The following is a 25,469-nucleotide window of genomic DNA, read 5'->3' as shown; positions in this document are numbered from 1 at the left end:
ATCATCACGCTCAATTTCTTTCCAGACAAATTTATTACCACCAATTAGTACTGCGAAATATCCTTTTTCATACTCAGGTCCCAAAACACCTAAGTAATGTTGCAATTGAATAATATAGCTCTCCGGAATTTCTTCACTTTCCCATTCCTTAGCGTTATAGGCCGAAGTAGTTTTGCACTCCAGTACTGCTTTTTCACCGACTACCATACGGTCCACATTTGCGATAATGAAGTCATGTTTAGGATGCTGTAAGATTGCATTCCTTCTACGAACTTTCTTCCCACTTCGCTTTTCAAACTCTTTTGCGACTAGGTCTTCTAACTGGTTTCCGAAGTATGCTGCATCACTTTGAATTTCTTCCGTGATAACTTGTCCCGTTTTTTCAAGCCATAATTCAAAAGGAGTTTTCCACTTATTTAATCCGAGAATAATAGAAGCATCTGAACCTCCAATGCCTTTCTTCCTTGCTTCCAACCATTGATCACGGTCCATATCTACAGTTGAAGTTAAAACAGCTGCCTGCATTTTCATAACCTCCATATTGATTTTTTAGAGAAGGTGACTTATGATAGAAGAAATTGTTAGTTATAACTCACCTTTCAAAGCTCACCCTGCACGGTGGGCTTTTTTTCATGCCGTTTTAAATTCAAATCCTAAAACTTCTGATAAATAACGTTCCAAGTTATCTTGTAAAATGACTTCACCGTCAAATTCCACAATGTCATCGCCTACAAGAATTTCATGATCAAAATAGTCAATTCCAACGTGTTCTACTTGAGCTACCATGTTAGAAAAACCTGTCCTTTCCATTGCTTTAATTACTGGATGATCTCTCATATATCTCACCTCCTTTAAAGGTTTCCCTCTCCCTCTGTCGAAATAGGTCTAAAGAGGGAGGAAGAATTTATGAAAAAAATCGATAATGCTTGTATTGAAAAAACTACCGAAATACTTGGAGATTTAGTTACTGGTAGCCAAATCACCAATATTTTAGCCAAGTACAATTGGAAAGATCACGACACAGAAAGTGGTATTAGACTAATTAGTACAAAACGTAAAAGATTAGAAGCCTCTATGATTTATGAGATAAAGAAACAACAATCAGCACAGCCTCTATTCCAACTAATCGAAGAAATAATGACTCCAGTTAATTTTCATAATTTAGATGATATTTGGAATAAGAATCTAAAATCTATAAATTTTATATTAGGCTTTTATGGTTACGAACTAACTGATAGTGGAAAGATTACTTCTGTCAAAGCAACTACAACCTTTACAGAAGCTGTACAACGTTCCCAAAGATTAATGGAGAAGCTGACAGCTCATGGCATTCATGACCATGTAATTAAATATTGTTCACCTGAGCTTTTAAACGAAAATTACTTTCATGCTATTTTTGAAGCTAGTAAAAGTGTATTAGAGAGATTACGTATCCTAACAAATTCATCCTTAGATGGAAATTCACTTATAAATGATGCTTTTAATATCAAAAATCCTTCCATTGTTATAGATGAAAACTTTCTCAAAACAAATGATGAACGAAGTCAATACATGGGATTGAAATCACTTTTAAGTTCCATTTGCTATATATACCGTAATCCAACAGCCCATTCCCCAAAGTTATTTAATGATAAAAGCGAGAATGATGCTATAACTGCATTCATACTTATTTCATTGGCTCATCGCCAACTAGACAAGTGCTCTTGTGTAAGATATCTACCTTAGTTTCACTTTGTATTTCTAGATATAATTCAGTATATTGAATAGTCATTTTGATCAGATCAATACATCTTTCACTTATTATGACTGGACAATCATTGTGGCTCTTTCTAAGCTCGGCTTCTAAAGCCTCGTTTAATAGCCGACAATTTTCTTCAATTGAATTTATAATTTGCTTTTTGTTTTCAAACATATATCTCACCTTCTTTCTGATGCTCGTCTGCATCATCACGACCAGGAAGCAGATCGCAAAACCTTTAAGGGGGAAAGGCTTACTTCCTAGCCATGATGACAAAGACAAGGTCCTTGTCATTACTCATATAGAGTGTTAAAATTGAATCAACCGAATGTGTTACTAAGCAGTTGTGTTCCCGCACAGCTGTTTTTTCATGTCTTCTCGTCTCTTTTTCCAATTGATCAAGAAGGCATCGTAAATGCTTATAAACTTATCAATCTCGTTCATCTGCAACCATTCTCTCGGTTTAATCTTCAATACTTCCACCCCTTTCTCTAATAGGTTGACTGTTCACTTAACCATTGCATTAAAAACTTTTCTGCTTCACGAGCTGGGATAACCCATTTGCGACCGACCTTATATTTTGGAAATCGAGGATCATAGAAGAATTGTTCCTTCACAAAGGGCTCACTCATATTTGTTTGGCGACATAACTCTTTCATATCCCAAAACAAAATACGACTTTCAATAGCATCCAGATGTTTTCTTAACTCTTCCAAGAAGCGCTGTTCAATTTCGTTTTTATCTAGTTGAATTGCGATCATATTGTTAGCCTCCTCTTATGTGTAAATTAACTAATTAATGACGCTACATTTTGAGCAACAGATGCAATATCAACTTGATAAACTAAAGCAACCAAAGCATCATGTGCTTGCGTATTTTGAAACCACCGAATCATAGTAGCTGCATCCAATGTCTTTTTGTCATTCTCAAGTTTCGAGATACAACTCCGTGACATATGAAGTCTTTCCGCAAGTTTCTCCTGACTAAAACCCGCATTCAAACGTGTCTTTCTGAGAATAGCTCCGAATCTCACCCCGTCACCCCCTCTCGTTGTTCCAATATGGAACAGTTCGAAAGTGGAACAATTTCCAATTCGGAACAGTTTTTCGAGTGCGAAATCTGTAAAATATTTCTATAAAGAAGATACATTATAAAACCCTTCTTGGTATCCAATTCTCTATGTAGCAAAGAGCCAATTGTAACTCCATGCGCTTTACATCTTTATGGCTCGCTACACCGAATCGATCTTTAATTTCACGATAGATTTCTTTAAATAATTTAGGACGCAGTGATGGATTACTTTCAATCTCGTAAACTCTTGTTGCAACAACTTTTTGCAATTGATTCATTAGTCAGCACCTCCTTGGATTTTTCTTGCTCTTTCTGCTTCTCTGCAACTACAAGAGGGACAGAAGTTTTCATTAAGAAACTAAGTGCTAGACGCCATGCTTCTTTGGATGGACCTTTGAATTTTTTCATAAATAGCCTCCTTTGTTTTTATTAACTAACCTTTCAGGTTGGTTCTGTTCACTTGTAGTTAACTTATTATCTAAAAAAATATAATCAGGACTCGCATTGAAAACTTTTGCAATTTTAACAGCTAATTCATAAGTTAATCGGCGCTTACCATTTTCAAGCATCCAGTAATATTCTTTAGAAATATATACTTTATCAGCAACTTGCTGACAAGTTAGCCCTTGATTTATGCGGATATTCTTTAATTTTACAAGTGACACTTGTATCCCTCCTCTCTGTTAACTTGAGGTTAACCTCATTATAATTAACACTTAGTTAACTTTCAAGTGTTTTTTAGAAAAAAGTTTCTTTTTAGTTAACTAATTTTATAAAATCTTTAAATTAACTATTTGTTAACATATAATTAGTTCTAGAAATGAGGTGATGTGTCAGTGTTTGGAGACCGTATTAGAAAATTGCGCAAAGAAAAAGGGTTAACTCAAGAAGAACTAGGTAAACAAATAAACGTAACTAAAGTTTCTATTTCAGGTTATGAAAATGGAAATAGAACACCTGATACAGAAACTCTCCAGAGATTAGCCGATGTACTGGAAACAAGTACAGAATACATATTAGGTAGAACTGAAAATCCTAATGGTCTAATAGAAAAAGATGAACGTGATATAGCGAAACGAATAGACAAAATGAGAAAAGATTTAATAGAAGCTAACTCAGATGGTGACGGTTTAAACTTCAGAGGAGAACCAATGAGTGAAGAAGCAATTGAATCTTTACTAGCAGCTCTTGAGCATGCTGAACGTATTGCCACTCTTACAAATAAAAAATATACCCCCAAAAAGTATAGGGACGAAAAATAGACTTTAAGGGAGATGAATATGGGTTGGATCAAAGCACTTACTACTGATTTGATAAAGAAATATGATACTAATAATCCATATGAAATTGCAGCATCGAAAAATATTCATGTCTGTGAATATGACCTTCATGAAGATATACTTGGCTTCTATAAATTTATAAGAAGAAATAAATTTATTTATATAAATTCCAATTTAAGTGAAGATGAAAAACTTTATACGTGTGCCCATGAATTAGGCCATGCTGAATTACATTTTAAATTAAATACACCTTTTCTAAAGAAAGGTACCCTACTCTCTATTGATAAAATAGAGCGAGAAGCTAACATATTTGCTGTTGAATTGTTACTTCCAGATAAAAATCTATTAGATTATCAAAACACTAACCTATCTATACAACAAATATGTGAGATGCATGGTATACCTAAAGAGTTATCGCATCTCAAAAAAATTTTATAATTTTCACCTAATTTTATTTACACTAGTCAATATAATCACGTTTAAGACGTGTTTTTATTTTAGGTATTACTGGGCACTAAGCCCATTTATACATAAATTATGAATTCAGGAGGATTATTATGGGGTTATTAGACGGTCTTTTAGGAAATGCCTCTTCTGTCAATAAAGAAGAAATAAAGAAAGAACTAGAGCAGATTTTAGTTAATGGTGAGGAAATAGATGTTGCATTTAAGCTAATTAGGGACTTGATAGTTTTCACTGATAAACGCCTTTTATTAGTAGACAAACAAGGGATAACAGGTAAAAAGATTGAGTATCATTCCATCCCTTTCAAAAGTATTTCTCATTTCAGTATAGAGACGGCTGGACTTCTTGATGCAGATGCTGAATTAAAAATATGGATTTCAGGTGCTCAATTACCTGCGATCTCTAAACAATTTAGAAAAGATAACAGCATTTATGATATTCAAAAATTATTAGCTGCGGTTTGCAGATAATTAACCTGTTTTTGATTTGGCTATATGAAATTGTAGATGATGCTGTTGATCCAATTAATGAAGTATTAGGAACAGAACAAAATTAGAATTCACATTAGAAGACAAATAAAGCCCTCTTCAGGGCTTTTCTTTTAACTTACTTATCTAATTAGATTTATCAGTACTGAGTGATGGCTTTATTAATGTTAAAGGTAATGTGGGAAGTATTGAATGGCTAGAATAAAAAATGAAACTATTAGTGAAAACATAAAAAATTTCGATTGCATGCATGAATTAGAACATGCTATACTTCATCCGAAAGTAAACACATTTTTTAAAGAAACACATCCTCTTTCCTATTGAAAAAATAGAAAAGGAAGCTAATAGATTTGCAGTTAAACTTTTGTCCCTCAATGATAAATTAGAAGAATATTGAGGCACTAGTATACTGACATATAAAATTTATGGAATTCTTAAAGAATTATTATTCCTTAAATTTTTTTAATATACATCTAGTACTATTTACATTAGCCAAATTACTCACGTTATTTATTACGTGTTTTTATTTTAGGTATTACTGGGTTACAAGCCCATTTATACATATATTTTCTTGAATATTTTACTAGGAGGAAGGCATGAAAAATCTAGCTATTATCATTTTAATACTTTTAACTCTAGGAATTTCAGATTCAGTATACGCTCATCCTGGAAGAACGGATGGAAATGGCGGACATACTTGTCGCACAAATTGTGCTAAGTGGGGATATAGTACCGGTGAGTATCATACTCATAATGGTGGCTCAAGTTCCAGTAGTGGAGGAGATTCATCATCAAGCTCTTCTTCATCTGTAGTCGAATCAAGTGGTCCCTCTCCTGAAGAAATTGCTGCACAAGAACAAACCCAAGGTGAAAAAGAAGGTTATCAGACTGGTTATACAGATGGTTATGCAGATGCAGTTAAAAATGACGTTGGATCTGGTACAGATGCTTATGTAGAGGGCTATGAAACTGGTTATCTTAAAGGCTATGATGAAGGGATGAAAAAGTTAGAAGCTGAAAAAATATCAGCTAATAAGCAAGGTTATGATTTAGGAAAAAACCAAGACAATATTGAAATTCCTGACACTGTTGCAAAGCATGAACCCCTAAAAGTTTCTTTCGAAGACGGCTTTAATAAGGCTGTTACTGAAAGAGAAGAATCTGAGAAAGAAAAATTTAATATTTTAGGGTACAACGATGGAATAAAAGATGTTAATAACGAACTTAAAAATACTAAGGAAATTTATATAACAGCATATCAGGAAGGCTATGAAAAGGCACAAGAGGAATTAAAACAGCAATATTATGACAAGGGTTACGAAGCTGCCTTCACGACGTTGAAGTATAAAAAACCTGCTCTAAAAAATGAAAAATTTATAGACTGGTATAAAGAAGGTTTTACAGCCAATGATGAAGTAAAAGAAATTCAAGATACTGCCTTTAATTTAGGAAAGAACGGTGAGGATTACATAGTTCCTGAACAATATACCAAATCAGAAGTTATCTTTAAACATTATTATGAAATTGGTGCTCAAGAAAATCAAAAAGAAAACGCACAAGCTGCAGGCGGTTTAGGGATAGTAGTCTTAGGATGGTTAGCTCGTCGTTTTTATGTAGCTAAAAAGACAATTAGTTAAAGGAGAAGAAACGTGGGAATCTATCGTACTATTTGTTATAAAGTTGAAGATGTTTTTATTAAGTTTCTGACAAAAAAGCAAGAACCGGAAGTCGTTAAACGAAAAGTTAGTGATTTTAGATCTAAACAAGAAGAAGAAATTAAAAAGAAAAAAGAAGAACAAGAAAAACGAAAACAAGAGCAAATTGAACAAGAACGTAGAGAAATGGAAGAATTACTCTCAAATCTAATGGACGATACATCCAAACCATTTACTCAGTACGAAATAAATGAAATAAAGAAAAACAAGTCATTCTTTCAAGCTCTTGGTCAAAAAGTTTTAGAAAACGGTGAAAAGATTCTTACCTTTATTTATTGCGAGTATGATAAATCTAGTAAACAGGAAATCAAAGGTTACTTAATAGCAACTAATAAACGAGTCCTCTTTTTAACGAAAAATTTAAATTATATGGACAAGTTCCGTTATCAGACAATCATTAATGTTAATTGGTTTAAAGATGGGCTATTAGAACGTGGATTGAAAATACAATATGGAAAAAGACGTTTAGAATTCGATGAAATATTCGATATAGAGCAAATGAAACGAATCGGTAATATCCTTCTTTCAAAAGCTTCAAAAGTTTAGAGAAATATAGAGAGTTTCTTCTCTATTAAAACAAATATTAAATTTATGAGATTAACTATACACCAACATATAACAAAAGGAGTTAATTTATTATGAAACGTGGAAAAACAGCTATTTTATCATTATCTTTAATTTTAGGAGTTTCCGTTGTCTCCCCTTCTTCTACTGATGCAGCTGCAAAGTCTTATAAAAACTGTACAGAATTAAACAAAGAATATAAAGGCGAAGTTGCTAAAGATTCAAAAGTTAAAAATAAAGGTGGAAAAACAAAGAATACCCCTACTGTTTCAGCCGATCTTTACAATGCAAATAAATCAAAGGATAGAGATAAAGACGGAATTGCTTGTGAGAAATAAATAATAAAGAATTAGCCCTCTCGAGGGCTTTTTTTAACTACTGATCAATCACAGTTGAATTGATTTATCACCTGATTAAACGATTGTTACGAATGTTGATTTTATAAAAGAAAAAAACCACGCATTTTGAAAAAGATTGATTAAAAGGCGTGGGTGAATTAAACATTAGATTTAGTTTTTATAAAAGCTACTTGGTGCTTCGATACCACCAAGCCATTGCTTTTCGTTCAAACTCCAAGACTAACTGTTCCTAGCCTTTAATGTAGGATTCAATGTCATAGAGAAAACATTTGGAAAAATTCTCTTTTAATTCTCCATAATTTTTGCAGCAACTGGATGTGACAACAAGTAATTACGAAATGCAAGATTACGTTCAATTTCGGAATTATCAAATTGATAAATGTGGACAGAGTGGGTTCTGTTTTCTCCACCTTTTAGAAGTAGCAGCGTTGAGATATCCCGTTTTCTCTTTTTGGCTCGTAACCAATTACGACCATTGAGTAAAATAAAATTAAAACCATCAGCATAATTGATAAAAAATGATGACTAGACAAATATATTCTTTATCTAGTCAAAAATATATATTATTAATATTATGTTAATTACATAATTCTTCCCATAGATCTTCGGATTTTTGATTATAACACCTATTTGAGAATGTGTTTATAATAAAATGTTGAGAGTATGTACAATGAAGATTTTCTCTACATGAAAAATGAATCCCAAAAAGAATTTGCTAACTCATTAGCTCTTTTAGATACATCTTCTCTAGTAAACCCAGTATAATTTTCACATAATGATTGGACCATGATATATTTACTCTTTAAATATATCAATTTCTTTTGTTCAAATGATATCATGTCTTTGTTTCGTTTTTTCTCTTCATTCACTTCTCCATTATATTTTTCTTCCAGTACTATTAAATTGCCAATATTTTTAGTATTACCTAACGATTCATCTAAAATATGCTCTATAGAATATTCATCATCTTCAGATCTTCTATTATCCATCATATTAGCTAGTTGTTTAATAGCATAGGCAGCAGGAAAGGCTTCTAAACCGTTTCTTGCTTTTTCCTTAGAAAATTCTAAATAACCAAATGCCTTAAGAAAATTTTCTTTCGGTATAAGCTTTAATAACTCTTTTCTTAACTCTGAAATCGCTGATTTAATTTCATTTTTTGTCTCAGCATTAGAAATATTTTGTGAAAATTTTTTATACGGCATTGTAGCTTTATTAGACCTAATTTTTAAATTTGTTCCAAATGCTGCAAAATGATAATTACTTAAAAACTGTAAGAATGAAGTTTTCTCCTTTTGAGGTAATTTCTTATTGCCTAGCTTTGCATTAGTGATATATAAAGAGAGTAAAACTGGACGTACCTATACGCCTTTAAATCTATTTATCGCTACTAAATATTCTAATTCTGCTTTTAACTCCTTTCTCGTAAATTGATTTCTATCTGGTTCTACAATTGTTTTATAAAATTCTAACCCTTGTTTCAGCTCTTTAACAAAACTTTTAAGTTCTTGATCTGTACTTGTACCAAATCTTTTAAGAAACTTTTTATATAAATTATTTCCATTTGCACTATCTTCTGGATATACAGCCTTCCAATAATGTAGGAAAAATTCATTGAAAGTAGTATCTAAATCTACAATTTGATGTTTAAAAGCATTCCAAGTATCCGAGATTTCATCAACTCCACCATCAGTAGTACCAATTCTGCTAAAAATAGAGTTTTTTATTAAATCCACCTTTGAAAGTGGCTTACCTTTAGAATTTATATTTTCAAAAATTTTATTAGCTTGTTCTTTTTCTGAAACAAACACATCGATTATTTCCGACTTTAATAATTGATCTCTTAACGCTTTTAAACCTTCAATATAATTATCGGTTTTAAACTGGTATTGATACAATTTCGAAATTTTTTTTAAAAAAGCGTCTTCTTTTAATTCTTTTAAAAAGAACTCAAATGTTTTTTTTAGTAGTTCTTCTTCTTCTGTAGCAGGCTCAACTTCACCATTTTTAGTATGATAGTCTTGAATAGTTTGCGTGAAATATGGATAACTAGAAGTTGTTTCTACTTTCCTTTGTGGATAACCATCAATTTTTTTAATTAAATACTCATTTTGTATAGTATCAGCATAATTACAAGCTGCCATCATTTGTGTATCACCATATATTTCCTTGTCTTTTACATCATACAATGAATTTCTTAATGCTGCTAATAATATTGTAGCTGTAGTCAATCTTTGTTGACCATCTACAACTTCAACTAAATCTTTATCTTTTCCTCCTAAAAATAACATATTACCTAAAAAGTATTGTGAAGTTTCAAATTTAGTAGTATCGGGATTAAATGATATTTGTGATAACATATCATTTAAAAATTCATTGTAATTATTTTGATCCCAAGAAAAATCACGTTGGAATCTTGGAATTTTATATGTTCTTGTAGATGTAAATAAACCTTTTATGGTATCACTCGTTGCTTCGAAATTCATTTTTTCTTCCCCTTCTTATTTCACAAGTAGATTATGATAAAAATTAGGAATTATAACATCCCATACTTTTAGACTACTTCATTCTATGAGAAAAGTAAATATTCACAAAAATGTTGTTATATATGAGAAATAAGACGCATTCCTTATCAAAGAAACGCTCCTATTCTAGAAGATCATTATGTAAGATAAAAGACCCACAGATGCTAAAGAAAAGTATCCGTTAGTTGAACAAGAAAAAATGGTTGCTGATAAAACAACCATATCTTGAACCAACATATAGTGAGTAAAACTACTTCAGCTGGGTAGTATATGTTTAGGACGGTATGTTTTCATCCTTAGCATATTCCCCATTAATAAACAAGGAAGTAAATAGATGAATCAGAGTAACGAAAGTAATAACTTTGGTGGAAATGTAGAAGAAAGTGGCAACAATCAAGCTGGTAGTAATGCTAATCAAGGTACGAATGACTTGGGTGAAGCAGCAGGAGCTCTTAATGGAGCCATTGCGGATGCTATGATAGGTGCTCAATTTGGACTAATTGGTAGTGTAATAGGCAGTGTTTCAGTCGGTGCTATTGGTAACCAGATTGTAGAAGGGGCTGAAGTCGATGACAAAACAACTTCCAAAAATCATGATGAGAGCAATAATAACTCTATAAATAAGTAACAGGCACTTTACAAAAATGTATTCGTGTTAATCTCACCAAAAGAGAACCCTCAAAAAGACAGTCTTTTTTTCACTAAAGCACCCATTAGCTTAACAACGAATTTATTAAAATTGTTCCCCAATAAAGAAAACTCATAATAAAAAACACAGATAGAAATACCGTAAGCGCCTTTAACAATTTTCCATAAAAATAAATTAAGGCTAATCCTATCAATATGTGAATGACAGTAAAAAGAAAAATACCCACCCTGCCACCTCTACCAATAACTGTAACATTTTGTAGATTAGTGAGTATATCTTTATTTCATTAACCTGCCCGTTACTTTAAGTACATTCCTTCACAATCTCTATTTATTCATATAAATATCCAAATCAACTACTAATTATTATTCAACAATCTGACCCGATTGCGAAACAAAAAAAATCCTACATATCATCCAGACCTTTTAATCAAACTTTATTTCAAGGCAATAATTAAGACTTCAAAAAATTACATTTAAACTGCATATATTTCTCCCTCGCCCCTTTTAATTCAAAAGGTTTTAATTTACAATTAAATAGAACGTATATTCCTATATATTGTATTTTATCTCCCCTCCCCTATACCATATTCTCAACCATAATTAATACGAGGTGATAACAATGCGGACAGCACTATACATAAGGGTAAGTACAGAAGAACAGGCAAAGGAAGGTTACTCCATCCGTGCCCAAACCGAGCGTCTAAAAGCTTACTGTGTCTCCTAAGGATGGGAAGTAGTGGATTTGATGGGATAAGTGCAAAAGACATGAATAGGCCTAATCTAAAGCGTATGATTAAGCATATCGAGCAAGGCTTAATAGATTGTGTACTTGTTTACAAATTAGACCGATTAACAAGGTCTGTTCTCGACCTATATAAATTACTAGAAATATTTGATAAACATAATTGTAAGTTTAAAAGCTCCACTGAAGTTTATGATACTACCTCAGCTATAGGAAGAATGTTTATAACACTTGTGCACAATTCGAAAGGGAAAACTTATCTGAACGTGTCCGTATGAGTATGGAACAAAAAGCTCGTGAAGGCAAATGGGTTATTAGTCTCCCACCTCAAGGTTATGATCTTGTAGAAGGAGAACTTATAGTAAATGAGAAAGAAGCAGAAATTATAAGGAAAATATTTAATCTATATTTATCTGGTAAAGGAATGCGCAAAATCGCAAGTGAATTAAATACAGCTGGGTATCATGTCTAATTGTAAAAGATTCTTACACACATCGTTTTAATGCCATTTTTTAAAAGTGGCTTCAAAGAAGAGACGAATAAATAAATACAACCCTAAATGACTTAAATGGACTTAATATTATCGTTTAAACAAGGAGTGATTAATATGGCGAGTTTCAGAAAAAGGGGCGACACATGGCAATATCGAATTACTGTAAGAGATCCTTTTACAAATAAACAAAAGGAATACTCCAAAGGAGGTTTTAGAACAAAAAAAGAAGCACAGATCGCCGCAATAGATAGAGAGAAATCTAGTTTAAATGGTTATGAACAAGGTGAAATTGGTCTTGCTAATTATTTAAGAACCTGGCTTGAAGAATATGTAGATGGTAAATTAAGAAAAAATACCATCAGGACTTATCGATATGTTGTGGAAAGTCATGCTATCCCCTATTTCGGTAACATTGATCTAAAGGATTTAAAACCTTTAATGTATCAAAAGTTTATTAATGACAAACTTGAAGCTGGTCTTTCAACAGAAACTGCTAAGCGAATTCATAATACTATAAATCAAGCCTATAAGCGTGCTGTGATCAATAACTATATTGAAAAAAATCCATGTGAAGGTGTTAAAATCGTTCGAAGAGAAGTAAAGCAGTTAAAATATTTAGAACCTAAATTCGTTACTCCATTCTTACAAGAAGCTTATAGAAGATCAAACATCTATGGTTTATTTTTTGAATGTCTGTTCGAAAGTGGTTTAAGAAAAGGTGAAGCAGCGTCGATCCAATGGTCCAAGATAAATTGGAAAGAAGAAACGATTAGTATTGACCAAACTCTAGATTTCCAACCAGATGAAGATGATGAGCTTTTTGGAGATACTAAAAGTTATAGTTCTGAACGTGTAATTAAAATACGAAAATCTTATATGATGAAACTACAAGCTCATCTAAAGTATCAAAATGAACGTAAATTAAATTTAGGTGATTTATATCAACACGAGCTTAATCTAGTTTTTTGCAGAGATGATGGATCTCCTTTACCAAAATCAACACTATATAATATTTTTAGAACATGTTTAGAAAAAATAGGTGCTCCAAGGCTACCTATACACTCCACACGACATACTCATGCCGTAATGTTATTAGAAGCTGGTGCTGATATGAAAATGGTCCAAGAACGTCTTGGTCATCATAGTATGCAGGTCACTTCAGACATTTATGCCCATATGTCAAAACGAATTGAAACACGTTCTATCGAGAAGTTCGATTCATACATGAAGGAAATCGAGTAAAATTTGTTGGTCAAAATATGGTCAAGCTTAGTCTTTTGACCAACAAGCCTATTTTAAAATCATTTAGAAAAACCGTTAGAACCTAATAGTCCCAACGGTTTAAACTACTTAATACATTGACATGTACTGCTCTCTTTCCCACTCATGCACTTGCTTACGGAACATATCCCATTCGATCTCTTTCGCCTCTAAGAAATGTTCATATAAATGCTGGCCTAATGCATTGATTAGGATCTCATCTGTTTTTAAGTTTTCCAGTGCTTGTGCAAGTGTTTCCGGGAGATCGGTAATTCCATTTTCAATTCGTTCTTCTTTAGTCATGACATAAATATTTCTGTCCACTGCATCCGGCGGTGTTAGGTTGTTTTTGATTCCGTCAAGACCTGATGCAAGAAGAACTGCCATTGCAAGATACGGATTCGCTGCAGGATCTACGCTTCGAACTTCTACACGTGTGCTTAATCCTCTTGATGCCGGGATTCGGATTAACGGGCTTCGGTTTTGTGCAGACCATGCCACATAGCAAGGTGCCTCATATCCTGGTACTAATCGTTTATATGAGTTTACAGTCGGGTTCGTTACCGCTGTAAAATTCGGTGCGTGTTTAATAATACCTGCAATAAATTGTTTCGCCGTTTCATTTAACTGCAAGTCAGCACCCGGATCAAAAAAGGCATTTTCTCCGTTTTTGAATAGAGAAATATTGCAGTGCATTCCAGAACCGTTGACACCGAACAATGGTTTCGGCATAAATGTTGCATGCAGTCCGTGTTTACGGGCAATTGTTTTTACAACGAGTTTAAATGTTTGAATTTCATCACATGCTTGCAGAGCATTCGCATATTTGAAATCAATTTCATGCTGTCCAGGTGCCACTTCATGATGGGAGGCTTCGATTTCAAAGCCCATTTCCTCAAGCTCTAATACGATATCACGACGGCAGTTCTCACCTAAGTCCGTCGGTGCAAGGTCAAAGTAACCGCCTTTATCATTTAATTCAAGAGTCGGTTCGCCTTTTTCATCTAATTTAAATAAGAAAAACTCCGGTTCAGGACCGACATTCATATCTGTGAATCCTAACTCTTCCATTTCCTTTAAAATTCTCTTTAAATTATTACGAGGATCCCCGGCAAACGGTGTTCCGTCAGGATTGTAAATATCACAAATAAAACGGCATACCTTTCCTTTTTCTGCTGTCCATGGGAAAATAACGAATGTATCTAAATCAGGGTATAAATACATATCAGATTCTTCAATACGAACGAATCCATGAATAGAGGAGCCGTCAAACATCATTTTATTATCAAGTGCTTTTTGTAATTGACTGACAGGAAGCTCTACGTTTTTAATTGTGCCAAGAATATCTGTGAATTGTAGACGAATATATTTTACATTTTCTTCATTTACTAATTTTACAATATCTTCTTTCGTATACTTTGCCATGATGAGGCACCTCTCTTAAATCGAAAAATTTGTCCTGCTCTTAACTGGGCTCAATACTGTGAGACTGCCCTTAACTGTCCGATTGGTTCAGCTTGCCATCAAGCAGTGTATATACATCATTTGCACTGATGGAAGCTTCACTTTATTGAAAAAACCTTGACATATCACCTTGGCGCAACGTTGTTTTAGGAAAGCGACCTGAATGGGTAAGTTCAGATTTGAGCAATTTGCGCAGTTCTGCGTCTGATAGCTGTGATTTCTCTGCTTTTTGCAGCTTCTCACTAGACAGAGCTTCCTCATCCATATGATTTCGGGCGAAAATTTTCTTTATTCCTGCTAAATTCACGCCTTCATCAATTAATGTTTTTATTTCCAGGAGCTTATCTACATCTTTAAAAGAAAAAAGTCTGCGATTGCTTTCCGTTCTTGCTGGTGAAATCAAGTCATTTTCTTCATAATAACGAATTTGTCTCGCTGTTAATTCTGTTAACTGCATGACAATTCCAATTGGGAACAATGGCATTGAGCGTCGGATCATATCACTCATGACACTTTTCTCTCCTTCAATCCTAATCATTAAATTTATTATATTTAATCATAAAAAAAGTGTCAATGGATGTTAGATAATGTAACATGTTAAATTTCTACAAAAGATTGTTCGATAATAGAATCGATTGCAGAGCAGACAGCAATTTTCACATGGGAATACGTTAAACCGCCTTGTACATAAGCGACATACGGCGGTCTTATGGGACCGTCAGCTGTTAATTCGATGCTTGCACCTTGAATGAATGTTCCTGCTGCCATAATGACATCATCCTCATATCCCGGCATATAGCTCGGATACGGTGTCACATGTGAGTTAATTGGGGAAGCATATTGAATTGCCTGACAAAACGCAACCATCATATCCGCATTTTCAAATTGAACAGACTGGATTAAATCAGTGCGCACACTATCCCAGCTCGGATTCGTATTCAGGCCGAGTTTCTCTAAAATGGCAGCTGTGAAAACAGCTCCTTTTAGTGACTGACCAACAACATGCGGAGCTAAAAAGAATCCCTGGTACATTTCCTGTAGGCTGTATAATGAAGCCCCTGCTTCTCTTCCAATTCCCGGTGATGTTAGACGATAGCCGCAAGCTTCCACATATTCTTCCTTACCAACGATGTAGCCGCCTGTTTTCACAATGCCGCCGCCAGGGTTCTTAATAAGAGACCCAGCCATTAAATCCGCACCGACATGACATGGTTCAAGCTCTTCAACGAATTCCCCGTAGCAATTGTCAACAAAAACGATGACATCCTCTTTAATCGATTTCACGAAATCAATCATTTCTTTTATTTCCGCTATTGTAAAGGATGGGCGCGTCGCATACCCTTTTGAGCGCTGGATTCCGATTACTTTTGTTTTACTTGAAATGGCCGCTTTCACACTATCAAAATCAACTGTTCCATCTGTTTTAAGATCGACTGTCTGGTAATCAATATGAAAGTCTTTTAAAGAGCCGCTTGCATTTCCTCTAATACCAACGATTTCTTCCAGTGTATCATACGGTTTTCCCGTGATGTAAATAAGCTCATCACCCGGACGAAGCACACCGAACAGAGATGTTGAAATCGCATGTGTCCCGGAAATAATCTGCGGACGGACGAGCCCCGCTTCTCCTCCCAGTACCTCAGCATATATTTCTTCGAGTGTATCTCTTCCCATATCATCATACCCATATCCTGTTGTTGGAATGAAATGTGAGTCACTTACACGATGACTTTGGAAACTTTTTAATACACGGAACTGATTCGCTTCGATTCTGCGGTCAATTGCCGCATGTATTTCTTTTATCTGTTCTTCTACTTGTTGTACGAGCGGAGCAATTTTCCCGCCATTTTTTAAATTACTAAACATTCCCCTAATCCTCTCTCGTATACATTTTCAGCTGGGCTAAAACATTATGAGACGGCAAAACAAAGCCATCCACGATATAACATTCCTTCTCCTCAGAAAAATTCATTTCATTAATTAATGTCTCAGATTTTAATAAAGATAACAGCTTTCCATTACCTGCCGGGATTTCTGCTGCATAATGATCCATCGTTTCTTTTACAATCGCTTCCATTTTATTTAATAATTTTTTTAAATCCTCTTCATCGAAAGCTGTTATTAAAAGATGCTCCTCTTTTGGTGAAGGAACGAAGGACGGTGTCATCTCATCCCTTTTATTATAAACAGTCAAAATTGGGATTTCCGTTATTTCCAGCTCTTCAAGCAGTTTGTACACCGTTTTTTCATGGTTAATATAATCTTCATTTGAACTGTCGACAATATGTAAAATTAAATTTGCTTCCTTCACTTCTTCAAGTGTGGAACGAAAGGCAGCGACTAAAGTCGTCGGCAAGTCCTGAATAAATCCAACCGTATCTGTTAAAAGTGTTTCATATTTAGATGGCAGGCTCATTTTTCTTGTCATGGGATCGAGCGTCGCAAAAAGCAGATTTTCTTCAAAGGTGCCCGCTGCTGTTAATCTGTTAAAAAGAGTGGATTTTCCTGCATTCGTATAACCGACAAGCGCAATTTGAAATGCCTGATTTTTTTTACGGCGCTCACGGTAGCGATTTCGGTGGCTGACGATTGTAGCGAGCTGCTGTTTTATTTCATGTATTCTGCGGTTAATATGACGTCTATCTGTCTCAAGCTGTGTTTCCCCAGGTCCTCTTGTCCCGATTCCTGCGCCTTGACGTGATAGCGCAATACCTTGTCCAACGAGACGCGGAAGCATATATTGCAGCTGTGCTAACTCTACTTGCAATTTCCCTTCTTTTGACCTCGCCCGCTGCGCGAAAATATCTAAAATAAGCTGTGTCCTGTCAATCACTTTCACATCTAGTAATGTTGATAGATTTTTTAACTGGCTTGGTGACAGTTCATCATTAAAAATGACGACATCCGCTTCAGTTTCTTCTAATAATTGCCCTAGTTCTTCTACTTTTCCTTTTCCAATATATGTAGCGGAATGTACACGGTCTCTTTTTTGCGAAAGTCTGACGAGTACTTCGCCGTTCGCTGTTTTCGTTAAAGAAGCCAATTCATCCAATGAATATTCAAAACGTTCATCTGAAATATGCGGAAGCTGGCAGCCCACTAATAGTACCGATTCCCTTTCAGCATTCATCTCTTGTAATATAATACTCACTTCCCTTTTTCATCTATTTTGTTATCATACCAAATATTTTTCTACTTCTCTAATTATTATTGTTTTTCCTAAACAATCATTGACTATTCTACTAACCGCATTTAATATGATGAGCTATAGTGAATATTTTTATAAAGGAGTTACATATATGACATGGGATGTTCTCAATGTCATTGGAACGATTGCATTTGCCATCAGCGGGGCAATCGTTGCAATGGAAGAGGAGTATGACATTTTAGGTGTTTATATTTTAGGAGCTGTAACTGCATTCGGAGGAGGAGCCATTCGGAATCTTTTAATCGGTGTTCCTATTACTGTACTATGGGAACAGGAACTTTTATTTCATATTGCTTTATTTGCGATGACAGTCGTCTTCCTCTTTCCCAAAATGCTGTTAAAGCATTGGCGGACTTGGGGAAATTTCACCGATGCGATCGGTCTTGCTGCATTTGCTGTTCAGGGAGCATTATATGCAGTCGAAATGGGACATCCAATTAGCGCTGCTGTCGTTGCCGCTGTCTTAACTGGAAGCGGAGGCGGAATTATCCGCGATTTATTGGCGGGAAGAAAGCCTTTAGTGCTTCGGGCGGAAATTTATGCTTTTTGGGCAATTCTTGCCGGGCTTGCAATCGGCTACGAATTTATTTCCACACCGTTCGAACTTTACAGTTTATGTGTTGTTATCGTTATTTTACGTGTATTATCCTATACATATAAATGGAGCCTGCCAAATCGTTCTTTTTTCCAAAGAAAAGGGAAAAAGCTTCATACAAAAAATTAGACCTCTTTTTCAAAAGAGGTCCTTTTTCAGGAAATATTTCCACCTTTCCCCTCCTTCAATACTAAATCTTCTGCTTTTATCGTAATTAAATCTTCCCGTCCATATTGATCGCATAATAATAAACGCATTGCCTGACGGCGTATCGATTTTTCAATAATGTTTCGGACATAGCGCCCGTTGCTGAATTTTGTAGGATACACTGTATTTTTAATCATAGTAAGATGTTCTTTCAACTTCAGTTTTGCTTCCCTGCTGAATTTATATTGTCTTTCGTTAATCATACGTAAAGATATTTCCATTAACTCATCAACTGAATAATCCTGAAAGTCCACAACAAGCGGAAATCTTGATAATAAACCCGGATTTAAGGATAGAAAATGATCCATTTCACTCGGATAACCTGCAAGTATAAGAACAAATTCATGCTGCTTATCTTCCATATGCTTTACGAGCGTGTCGATCGCTTCTTTCCCGAAATCTTTTTCTCCACCTCGCGCCAGCGAATATGCCTCATCAATAAACAGAATTCCTCCAATTGCCTTTTTAATTAACTCCCTCGTTTTCTGTGCAGTATGACCGATATATTCACCGACTAAATCTGCCCGTTCTACTTCGATTAAATGTCCTTTTGACAGCACATCAAGCCGGTAAAATAATTTCCCAATTAATCTTGCAACCGTTGTTTTTCCAGTTCCTGGATTACCTTTAAACATCATATGAAGCGCTTGTTTCCCTGCTTTTAAACCTTCTTCTTCCCGCTTCTTATTAATAAAAATCCAGGCATAAATTTCTTTCATCATCTGTTTCATCTCATCCATGCCGACAAGCGTTTCCATCTCTTCTTCAATTTCTTTTAATATTGTATGTTTTTCTTCTACTTTCGGAATTTTCAAATCATAACTGCGTGAATCATTCACTTCGCTTATTTCTTTACTCTGGTTATTTAAAATAATATTTATTTGTCCATTCGTTTTAAACGTAACCGCACGGTCTTTCTCCAAAGGTAATCACCTCACATTCCATCAAGCAAAGCTTATTGCATTCGACAAAGATGGTGAAAACGCTAGAAATATGTATATTCCTGCGCTTTCCCGAGAAATAATCATTCTTTTATTTATATTCCGACTCTTTTTAAATTAGCCCCATCATTTAAAAAAAGTTAAGAATGAAAACAGATCGTAATAAAGGAATTTCATTCTTAAGAAGTTAAATAAAGGAATGCTTTACCTTATTCCCCACTTCTTCTTAAACCATCTTTCCATGCATCTTCTATAAAAACTTTTACATCTATATCTATTGATTTATCGTCTAAAGGAATTTTCCCTTTTTCCTCGTATTGTTTCCATACAGATAGATTCTTTCGATAAAGTACTTCTGATAAACGATAAACATCTGCATCCATTTCCAATGCCTGTGTATATGTTCTCATTATTTCACTTTTAATCTGTTCAATTGCTGCACGTTTCATTTCCTCCACTGTCGCTCCATTTTTGTCAATTTCAGAAATCGAGCCTTTTACCTCAACTTTAATCTTAAACTGAAAGCTATTATTTCTTATTATTGGTGTAATTTTTGTCTTTTTATCATTAATAATCACTGTTGCCAGCGTCTCATTATCTTTAAGCAACTGAAGATTTGTCCGGGAAAATTTCTTGTTTATCCATCGATATCCATAAGCTTGTTCATACATTAAATTACCGAGAAACTTATTATAATTATTATATAAAGTTATTCCATCGAATCCGACTATATCAACAGCCTTCATAGGCGGACTTACTTCATCATGCGTGAGGAAAACCTTTGGAATAACAGCAGTGTGTCCTGGTTCATTCAGAGCGATTAATAGTTCTCTCAAAGTTACAATTGGAGTGGTGGAATTTTGCTCAAAGCTATTTTTAGGATCAGCAAGCCGATTCAATGATTTTGAAACATCTAAAACCGGCTTTACTGCTATTATTTGCTCAATAATATCATCACCTGTATAGAAATAAATTTGATACCTCGTCTCAGGATATCTGCTCCATATATCAACAACTGATTTGATTCCTTTTTCCTTCAGCAGCCGATCACTTAAAATAACAAATGATAAATTCCCAAAGTATATTTCCTGCTGTGCTGTCGGATATATATTAAAAATTGCTTCATTAATATTTTTCCCTTTACCTGTTTTTCTAACATCAGGCGGTGTATCCTGATCACCTCCGCTCGCTTCACTTTTAGCAAGCATACCGTAATTAATTAACTGCAAATAGACAATATATTCACCATCCTTATAATCTATTGCCATTCCATGCGCATACGCAATCCGTTCTGGCGCTCTCGAGTCATAACAGCCTGATAATATAATTACTAATAAAAAAAAGAGGAAGGATGAAATATATTTTGTCATATTAAGAATCCTTTCTGCTCTTATCTTTAGGATTTAATATTTTCATACGCTGTTTCTCTTTTGAAGCAGGCAGATGAACAATTGATTTAAGTATCTCCATAATATTAATATTCGCACCTATTGCCAGATAAGGTACACCAAATACACGTATGTTAGCAATCCAAAGTAAAACAAAAAACAATGAAAGAAAAAATCCAAAAAAACCAAGGAAGGAAGAAATAATTAAAATAAAAAAACGAACAAGTGTTAATGCACCGACTAACGCTTGATTAGTCAATGTATACGTCGCAACAGATGATGCAGCAATAACAACAAGCATGGAAGGACTTGTCAATCCTGCCCTGATTGCGGCATCTCCTATAATTAACCCTCCAACAACACTTAATGTTTGTCCAATCGGAGCCGGAAGTCTTAATCCAGCTTCACGAAAAAGCTCAAATAAAACGAGCATCATTAATGCTTCCAGTCCTGCTGATAAAGGAATTCCTTTTCTGCTTTCTATTATTGTAGCAAGTAAAGTTACCGGCAGCTGATTAGGGTGAAAAGATGTTACTGAGATCCAAAATCCTGGAAGCAATGCCGCAAGCAGGAGACCTATCAGCCGAATCAACCGCTCAAAACTACTGTATAAAAATGGGAAATCTGAGTCTTCAGCACTCTTTATAAGAAGGAAGAAATTAGCCGGTATTATAATTGCATATGGCAAACCGTCAATTAATAAAAGAATACGCCCAGTTATTAGTGATTTAACAATATAATCAGGCCTTGCACTGTAATCATATATTGGGAAGAGACTGGATTTCTTCTCCATCAACTCTATTAACTGCTGACCGCTGTAAATCGCATCAACATTAATTTGATCTATTTTATTTTTTACTTTTTCAAGAACTTCTTTATTTGCAATATCGTCCATATAAACGATATTTATCGCTGTTTTTGAACGTTTGCCGACTGTTACCTCTTCTGACCGCAACGAATTTGTCGGGAGACGCTTCCTGATCAATGCCATATTTGTTGTAATATCTTCAATAAAATTATCTCTTGGTCCTTTCATCGATACTTCCATGCTTGTCTCAGTAATTGCCCGTTTCGGTTTATTTGACATTTCAAATGATAAAAGGAGACCTATTTTTTTAAAATACAGCAATCCATACCCAGAAAAAATTAATTGAATCATCTTCTCTTTTGAATGAATTATTGATAAATCTTTAATTTGAAGCTGTTCCAATTTATGCTGTTCTTTTAAAGATGCTTCTGTATTTTTACTAAGAAAAGATTTCATTTCAGGTAAAACTTTGACTCCTAGTTCTTTTTCATCAGTCATTCCTTTACAAAACAAAAGAATTGCATCCACATCATTAAATTGAATTGGCTGAAATTGAATATCAGAGCAATTATCAAATAAGAGGTGTAAATTATTTTCATTTATTTCAAACTTCTGTTCTGCATTATGATCCGGCTGATTACGCTCACGAAAAAAATCAAAATTCATTTTCCATCTCATGATGCGGGACCCCTTTTTTCACTTTTACGTACATTCGCTCGTATAACAATAAAGGTCAAAACAAACGAAAGAAGAAAACAGAAACTCAACGTTCCAGGCAATATATAATCCTTTAAAATTCTGTAGAAAGTAAAATCACTTATTGGAGAAGCTACAGCTATCATTGCTGTACATGAAATCAAGAATAACGGAATGAGTTTTAATTTTTTATTTTTAATTAAAAAAATTTCCACTGAAATAAAAAAGAAAACTGTAATCCGAATAAACGCCCCTGATAACCATTGATAAATAGATAGGAAATCAAGATGTTCAACATAACGGCCGAGTGAAACAAGCCCCCATTCTTCAAATGCAGTAAAGCGCTGAATTCCAGCTTCTTTTGGACCAAATTCAATTATTCCTCCAATAAGAGGTCCTATTGTAAGGATCGTGAGAATAATAATATTCCAGAAAATATTTCGATACCGAATTTTATTTGAAAATCTATGTTGTAAAAAAAGAAGAATTAACAATTCCCCCATCCCTGCTCCCGGGTAGACCGTTCCCTTAATAACTGGAAAATATCCATTTTCCAATATCGGCAGCAGCAATGAATAATCCTTTACCTGTAAGTTCGTAATAGCAACAAAAAAACCGAAAACAACTACAAAAAAAAGAAGAAAAAAAGTAGTAATAGCAATTGTTCTTAAAGAAGTTAGAGCGGCTAATATACAAAGAATGATCATCATTATAATCGGTATAATGATTGGTGTATGCTGTAAAAATGTAATACTGGTCCATGTAATTGTTTCTTTTAATGTAACAGTAACGAGAATAACACAGTATATATAAATAAATAAGCAAAGAATAAAAGCAATTGGTTTTCCAGCCTGCTTTTTTAACCAACTGTATAAATGCTCCTGATTCATCCCTTTTTGAATATATAAAATTAATATTCCCCAGACCAACGTGATAGAAGCTGTGATTAAAACAGACATCCACCCATCTCTTCCAGCTGTTTGGATAAGCGGTCTAATGACAATAACATGATTTTGCAAACCAATAACCATCATAATAATTAACGACATTTGAAAAACCGTTATTGTATCTTTTTCCTGCATCTTTTTCTCATCACCTTCTTTTTGAAAACTAAAAATTAGTCCATTCTTTATCATCTCCTGAAATTTTTTCTTCTATCCTCATTTCTTCTCATATAAAAAACGACCATATCGCTATGGTCGTTTGAAAGTCTCTATTCAAGTTCAAGCTGAACATTTTTTTGCGGTGAAAATGTGGAAACAGCATGTTTGAAAATAAGCTGCTGCTTGCCTTCTGATTCTAAAAGGATTGTGAAATTATCGAATCCCTTAATTTGTCCCCTAATTTGAAAACCATTTATTAAAAATACTGTAACAAATGCGCCATCTTTTCGTAATTGATTTAAAAATTGGTCCTGAATATTGATCGATTGTTTCATCTTTTGTCCTCCTCTATTATCTATACTCTATGTATTCGATTTTAACTTTAGCTTTCCTGCCACGTAATGTAAAATTTCATTCAGCTTTTCTTCATACTGTAATGGAGGGGTCATGTCAAACCAAGTAACATCCATTTTATTTCGGAACCATGTAAGCTGCCTTTTCGCATATCTTCTTGAGTTTTGCTTTAAGTTATGAACCGCTTCTTCCAATGTAACACGTCCATCAAAATAGTCGTAAAACTCTTTATAGCCAATTGCCTGAATGGACTGGCAGTCTTTAATTCCATCATCATAAAGCTGGTTCACTTCATGGACAATTCCTTGCTCCATCATAATATCAACACGTTTATTGATCCGTTCATACAGTACATCCCTATCCATCGTTAAACCGATAATCGAAGCATTATATAACTGTTCCTGCTCTTGCTTTTCTATGTATTCTGTCATTGTAAGACCTGTGCAATGATAAATCTCAAGTGCCCGAATGACTCTTCTGCTATTGTTTTTATGAATTCTTTCTGCTGCAGCCGGATCAACTTCCTGAAGCTTTGCATGTAATAAATCAACACCGTTTTGCTCTAAAAACTGATCCATTTCAAGTCTGTATTCAAGATCTTGCGGGATATCAGCAAACTGATAATCATATACAACAGACTGAATATAAAGGCCTGTACCGCCTACAATCATCGGAATCTTATTACGGGCATGAATTTCATCAATTAACGGTCTTACTATTTCCTGAAACTCTGCCACTGAAAAGCTTTCGTCCGGATCTTTAATATCTATTAAATGATGTGGAATTCCTTCCATCTCTTCTGTCGTAATCTTCGCTGTCCCAATATCCATCCTGCGATATATTTGCATGGAATCACCGCTTATAATTTCCGCATTGAGCTTATGTGCAAGATCAATGCTAAGCTTCGTTTTACCGACAGCGGTTGGACCGATTAAAACAACAAGCTCTTTCTTCATCAAATTTCGATCACTCTTTCACAAAGTTAGATTATTATTAAATCATCTTAACATGTGGTATATATAAATACCAGTCTAGTATGGACGGTAAGCGGAAATTATAAACACTATTGGCAAAAATAAAATAATATATAGAAGAACAAGGATAGACACATAATAAGACAGTAAATATTTTAAGGGGGACTATGCGATGAATAAAGAGGGTAAATACTCGTCTTCTGCACCAAAAGAAGCTCAGATAACAGTTGATAATGATCAAAATTATCCGAATAAAAAAGTTATTTCCGGCAACTCTGTTAACCAACATAAAGAATTAGAAGCGGCAAATATGGAATTAGCTGAAAAAGAAATTGGGCAGCAGTTCCATAACGGATAAAATAAAGTGAAACTTCTATCAG

35 protein-coding genes are annotated in these 25,469 nt (G+C 34.4%); 15 read left to right on the top strand and 20 right to left on the bottom strand.

The features are described from left to right. Together BFA01S_RS14465 and BFA01S_RS14460 are read right to left on the bottom strand one after the other, a co-directional pair. Positions 1-525 (bottom strand): YqaJ viral recombinase family nuclease (locus BFA01S_RS14465; RefSeq protein WP_174521603.1); only part of this gene is annotated, 525 nt, incomplete at its 3' end. 105 nt (positions 526-630) lie between these two features. After that, on the bottom strand, positions 631-837 hold the full coding sequence (locus BFA01S_RS14460; protein WP_066231916.1) for a YqaI family protein: 207 nt from the start codon (positions 835-837) through the stop codon (positions 631-633). Positions 838-906: 69 nt separating this feature from the next. Here BFA01S_RS14460 and BFA01S_RS14455 point away from each other — a divergent pair, with 69 nt between their 5' ends. Beyond that, positions 907-1,725, top strand: coding sequence for a TIGR02391 family protein (locus BFA01S_RS14455; RefSeq protein WP_066231913.1), 819 nt, complete (start codon positions 907-909; stop codon positions 1,723-1,725). 504 nt (positions 1,726-2,229) lie between these two features. On the opposite strand, the gene BFA01S_RS14450 is transcribed toward BFA01S_RS14455, so the two are convergent. The 5 genes from BFA01S_RS14450 to BFA01S_RS14440 all read right to left on the bottom strand — a co-directional run bounded on the left by BFA01S_RS14450 (position 2,230) and on the right by BFA01S_RS14440 (position 3,474). Next, positions 2,230-2,499, bottom strand: a complete 270-nt coding sequence (locus BFA01S_RS14450) for a group-specific protein (RefSeq protein WP_066231911.1) — start codon at positions 2,497-2,499, stop codon at positions 2,230-2,232. Positions 2,500-2,525: 26 nt separating this feature from the next. Then, positions 2,526-2,771 carry a helix-turn-helix domain-containing protein gene (locus BFA01S_RS14445; protein ID WP_066231908.1) on the bottom strand — a complete coding sequence of 82 codons (246 nt, stop codon included), beginning with the start codon at positions 2,769-2,771 and terminating at the stop codon, positions 2,526-2,528. A gap of 115 nt (positions 2,772-2,886) precedes the next feature. Then, entirely contained in the window at positions 2,887-3,087 is a 201-nt protein-coding gene (locus tag BFA01S_RS22000; RefSeq protein ID WP_082800005.1) for an ORF6C domain-containing protein, read from the bottom strand. Further along, complete coding sequence (locus BFA01S_RS22475) at positions 3,041-3,217, bottom strand: hypothetical protein (protein WP_156483736.1); 177 nt, start codon at positions 3,215-3,217, stop codon at positions 3,041-3,043. Before BFA01S_RS22475 ends, BFA01S_RS22000 begins: the two co-directional genes overlap by 47 nt. After that, the gene (locus BFA01S_RS14440; protein ID WP_066231905.1) at positions 3,214-3,474 is read right to left on the bottom strand and encodes a helix-turn-helix domain-containing protein; all 261 of its coding nucleotides are present in this window, start codon (positions 3,472-3,474) and stop codon (positions 3,214-3,216) included. The genes BFA01S_RS22475 and BFA01S_RS14440 overlap by 4 nt, the downstream gene beginning before the upstream one ends. Positions 3,475-3,645: 171 nt before the next feature. On the opposite strand from BFA01S_RS14440, the gene BFA01S_RS14435 reads away from it, so the two are divergent. The 7 genes from BFA01S_RS14435 (at position 3,646) to BFA01S_RS14410 (ending at position 7,659) form a co-directional block, all read left to right on the top strand. Further along, entirely contained in the window at positions 3,646-4,071 is a 426-nt protein-coding gene (locus BFA01S_RS14435; RefSeq protein WP_066231902.1) for a helix-turn-helix domain-containing protein, read from the top strand. A gap of 18 nt (positions 4,072-4,089) precedes the next feature. Then, complete coding sequence (locus BFA01S_RS14430; RefSeq protein WP_066231895.1) at positions 4,090-4,527, top strand: ImmA/IrrE family metallo-endopeptidase; 438 nt, start codon at positions 4,090-4,092, stop codon at positions 4,525-4,527. Between the two features lie 119 nt (positions 4,528-4,646). Further along, a complete protein-coding gene (locus BFA01S_RS14425; protein WP_066231892.1) occupies positions 4,647-5,024 on the top strand; it encodes a PH domain-containing protein in 378 nt (125 codons plus the stop codon). Between the two features lie 210 nt (positions 5,025-5,234). Continuing rightward, a complete protein-coding gene (locus BFA01S_RS23490) occupies positions 5,235-5,366 on the top strand; it encodes an ImmA/IrrE family metallo-endopeptidase (RefSeq protein ID WP_268874873.1) in 132 nt (43 codons plus the stop codon). A gap of 272 nt (positions 5,367-5,638) precedes the next feature. Further along, entirely contained in the window at positions 5,639-6,679 is a 1,041-nt protein-coding gene (locus tag BFA01S_RS14420; RefSeq protein ID WP_066231889.1) for a YHYH domain-containing protein, read from the top strand. Positions 6,680-6,691: 12 nt separating this feature from the next. Then, the gene (locus BFA01S_RS14415; RefSeq protein WP_066231887.1) at positions 6,692-7,303 is read left to right on the top strand and encodes a PH domain-containing protein; all 612 of its coding nucleotides are present in this window, start codon (positions 6,692-6,694) and stop codon (positions 7,301-7,303) included. 92 nt (positions 7,304-7,395) lie between these two features. Beyond that, on the top strand, positions 7,396-7,659 hold the full coding sequence (locus tag BFA01S_RS14410; RefSeq protein WP_066231881.1) for an excalibur calcium-binding domain-containing protein: 264 nt from the start codon (positions 7,396-7,398) through the stop codon (positions 7,657-7,659). Positions 7,660-7,965: 306 nt separating this feature from the next. On the opposite strand, the gene BFA01S_RS23300 is transcribed toward BFA01S_RS14410, so the two are convergent. The 3 genes from BFA01S_RS23300 to BFA01S_RS14400 all read right to left on the bottom strand — a co-directional run bounded on the left by BFA01S_RS23300 (position 7,966) and on the right by BFA01S_RS14400 (position 10,166). After that, the gene (locus BFA01S_RS23300) at positions 7,966-8,061 is read right to left on the bottom strand and encodes a hypothetical protein (protein ID WP_235843033.1); all 96 of its coding nucleotides are present in this window, start codon (positions 8,059-8,061) and stop codon (positions 7,966-7,968) included. A gap of 302 nt (positions 8,062-8,363) precedes the next feature. Beyond that, positions 8,364-8,885, bottom strand: a complete 522-nt coding sequence (locus BFA01S_RS14405; protein WP_066231877.1) for a GmrSD restriction endonuclease domain-containing protein — start codon at positions 8,883-8,885, stop codon at positions 8,364-8,366. 156 nt (positions 8,886-9,041) lie between these two features. Next, on the bottom strand, positions 9,042-10,166 hold the full coding sequence (locus tag BFA01S_RS14400) for a DUF262 domain-containing protein (RefSeq protein ID WP_066231874.1): 1,125 nt from the start codon (positions 10,164-10,166) through the stop codon (positions 9,042-9,044). 373 nt (positions 10,167-10,539) lie between these two features. On the opposite strand from BFA01S_RS14400, the gene BFA01S_RS14395 reads away from it, so the two are divergent. The 5 genes from BFA01S_RS14395 (at position 10,540) to BFA01S_RS14380 (ending at position 13,333) form a co-directional block, all read left to right on the top strand. After that, on the top strand, positions 10,540-10,833 hold the full coding sequence (locus BFA01S_RS14395) for a hypothetical protein (RefSeq protein ID WP_066231871.1): 294 nt from the start codon (positions 10,540-10,542) through the stop codon (positions 10,831-10,833). Positions 10,834-11,475: 642 nt separating this feature from the next. Then, the gene (locus tag BFA01S_RS23755; protein WP_412758858.1) at positions 11,476-11,580 is read left to right on the top strand and encodes a recombinase family protein; all 105 of its coding nucleotides are present in this window, start codon (positions 11,476-11,478) and stop codon (positions 11,578-11,580) included. Between the two features lie 2 nt (positions 11,581-11,582). Continuing rightward, positions 11,583-11,876, top strand: a complete 294-nt coding sequence (locus BFA01S_RS23750; protein ID WP_066231869.1) for a recombinase family protein — start codon at positions 11,583-11,585, stop codon at positions 11,874-11,876. Positions 11,877-11,878: 2 nt separating this feature from the next. Then, entirely contained in the window at positions 11,879-12,070 is a 192-nt protein-coding gene (locus BFA01S_RS23745; RefSeq protein WP_430623439.1) for a recombinase family protein, read from the top strand. Positions 12,071-12,205: 135 nt separating this feature from the next. After that, positions 12,206-13,333: a site-specific integrase gene (locus BFA01S_RS14380; protein ID WP_066231863.1), complete on the top strand. Its 1,128-nt coding sequence runs from the start codon at positions 12,206-12,208 to the stop codon at positions 13,331-13,333. Positions 13,334-13,441: 108 nt separating this feature from the next. Here BFA01S_RS14380 and glnA read toward each other — a convergent pair whose 3' ends face one another. The 4 genes from glnA to hflX form a co-directional block, all read right to left on the bottom strand. After that, complete coding sequence (glnA, locus tag BFA01S_RS14375; protein ID WP_066231861.1) at positions 13,442-14,776, bottom strand: type I glutamate--ammonia ligase; 1,335 nt, start codon at positions 14,774-14,776, stop codon at positions 13,442-13,444. Positions 14,777-14,918: 142 nt separating this feature from the next. After that, entirely contained in the window at positions 14,919-15,323 is a 405-nt protein-coding gene (locus BFA01S_RS14370; protein ID WP_066231859.1) for a MerR family transcriptional regulator, read from the bottom strand. Between the two features lie 89 nt (positions 15,324-15,412). Beyond that, positions 15,413-16,681, bottom strand: coding sequence for a methionine gamma-lyase family protein (locus BFA01S_RS14365; protein ID WP_066231857.1), 1,269 nt, complete (start codon positions 16,679-16,681; stop codon positions 15,413-15,415). 4 nt (positions 16,682-16,685) lie between these two features. Next, the gene (gene hflX, locus BFA01S_RS14360) at positions 16,686-17,945 is read right to left on the bottom strand and encodes a GTPase HflX (RefSeq protein ID WP_066231925.1); all 1,260 of its coding nucleotides are present in this window, start codon (positions 17,943-17,945) and stop codon (positions 16,686-16,688) included. A 169-nt stretch (positions 17,946-18,114) separates the two neighbouring features. On the opposite strand from hflX, the gene BFA01S_RS14355 reads away from it, so the two are divergent. Beyond that, complete coding sequence (locus BFA01S_RS14355) at positions 18,115-18,747, top strand: trimeric intracellular cation channel family protein (protein WP_066231855.1); 633 nt, start codon at positions 18,115-18,117, stop codon at positions 18,745-18,747. 26 nt (positions 18,748-18,773) lie between these two features. On the opposite strand, the gene spoVK is transcribed toward BFA01S_RS14355, so the two are convergent. The 6 genes from spoVK to miaA form a co-directional block, all read right to left on the bottom strand. Further along, positions 18,774-19,748, bottom strand: a complete 975-nt coding sequence (gene spoVK / locus BFA01S_RS14350) for a stage V sporulation protein K (RefSeq protein WP_066231853.1) — start codon at positions 19,746-19,748, stop codon at positions 18,774-18,776. A gap of 227 nt (positions 19,749-19,975) precedes the next feature. Beyond that, on the bottom strand, positions 19,976-21,136 hold the full coding sequence (locus tag BFA01S_RS14345; protein WP_066231851.1) for a Ger(x)C family spore germination protein: 1,161 nt from the start codon (positions 21,134-21,136) through the stop codon (positions 19,976-19,978). A gap of 1 nt (position 21,137) precedes the next feature. Then, on the bottom strand, positions 21,138-22,640 hold the full coding sequence (locus tag BFA01S_RS14340; protein ID WP_066231847.1) for a spore germination protein: 1,503 nt from the start codon (positions 22,638-22,640) through the stop codon (positions 21,138-21,140). Continuing rightward, the gene (locus BFA01S_RS14335; protein ID WP_156483735.1) at positions 22,637-23,794 is read right to left on the bottom strand and encodes an endospore germination permease; all 1,158 of its coding nucleotides are present in this window, start codon (positions 23,792-23,794) and stop codon (positions 22,637-22,639) included. Before BFA01S_RS14335 ends, BFA01S_RS14340 begins: the two co-directional genes overlap by 4 nt. Before the next feature lie 77 nt (positions 23,795-23,871). Continuing rightward, positions 23,872-24,096 (bottom strand): RNA chaperone Hfq, encoded by a 225-nt coding sequence (hfq, locus tag BFA01S_RS14330; protein WP_066231844.1) that lies wholly within the window; start codon positions 24,094-24,096, stop codon positions 23,872-23,874. Positions 24,097-24,123: 27 nt separating this feature from the next. Next, positions 24,124-25,071, bottom strand: coding sequence for a tRNA (adenosine(37)-N6)-dimethylallyltransferase MiaA (gene miaA, locus BFA01S_RS14325; RefSeq protein WP_066231918.1), 948 nt, complete (start codon positions 25,069-25,071; stop codon positions 24,124-24,126). Positions 25,072-25,261: 190 nt separating this feature from the next. Here miaA and BFA01S_RS14320 point away from each other — a divergent pair, with 190 nt between their 5' ends. Then, the gene (locus tag BFA01S_RS14320) at positions 25,262-25,447 is read left to right on the top strand and encodes a hypothetical protein (RefSeq protein WP_066231842.1); all 186 of its coding nucleotides are present in this window, start codon (positions 25,262-25,264) and stop codon (positions 25,445-25,447) included. Positions 25,448-25,469: the final 22 nt, after the last annotated feature.

The organism is Metabacillus fastidiosus NBRC 101226 (genome assembly GCF_001591625.1).
GTDB classification, from domain to species: Bacteria; Bacillota; Bacilli; order Bacillales; family Bacillaceae; genus Metabacillus; species Metabacillus fastidiosus.
The sequence above is the reverse complement of the archived record's forward strand: the minus strand, read 5'-3'. Positions and strand labels throughout refer to the sequence as shown.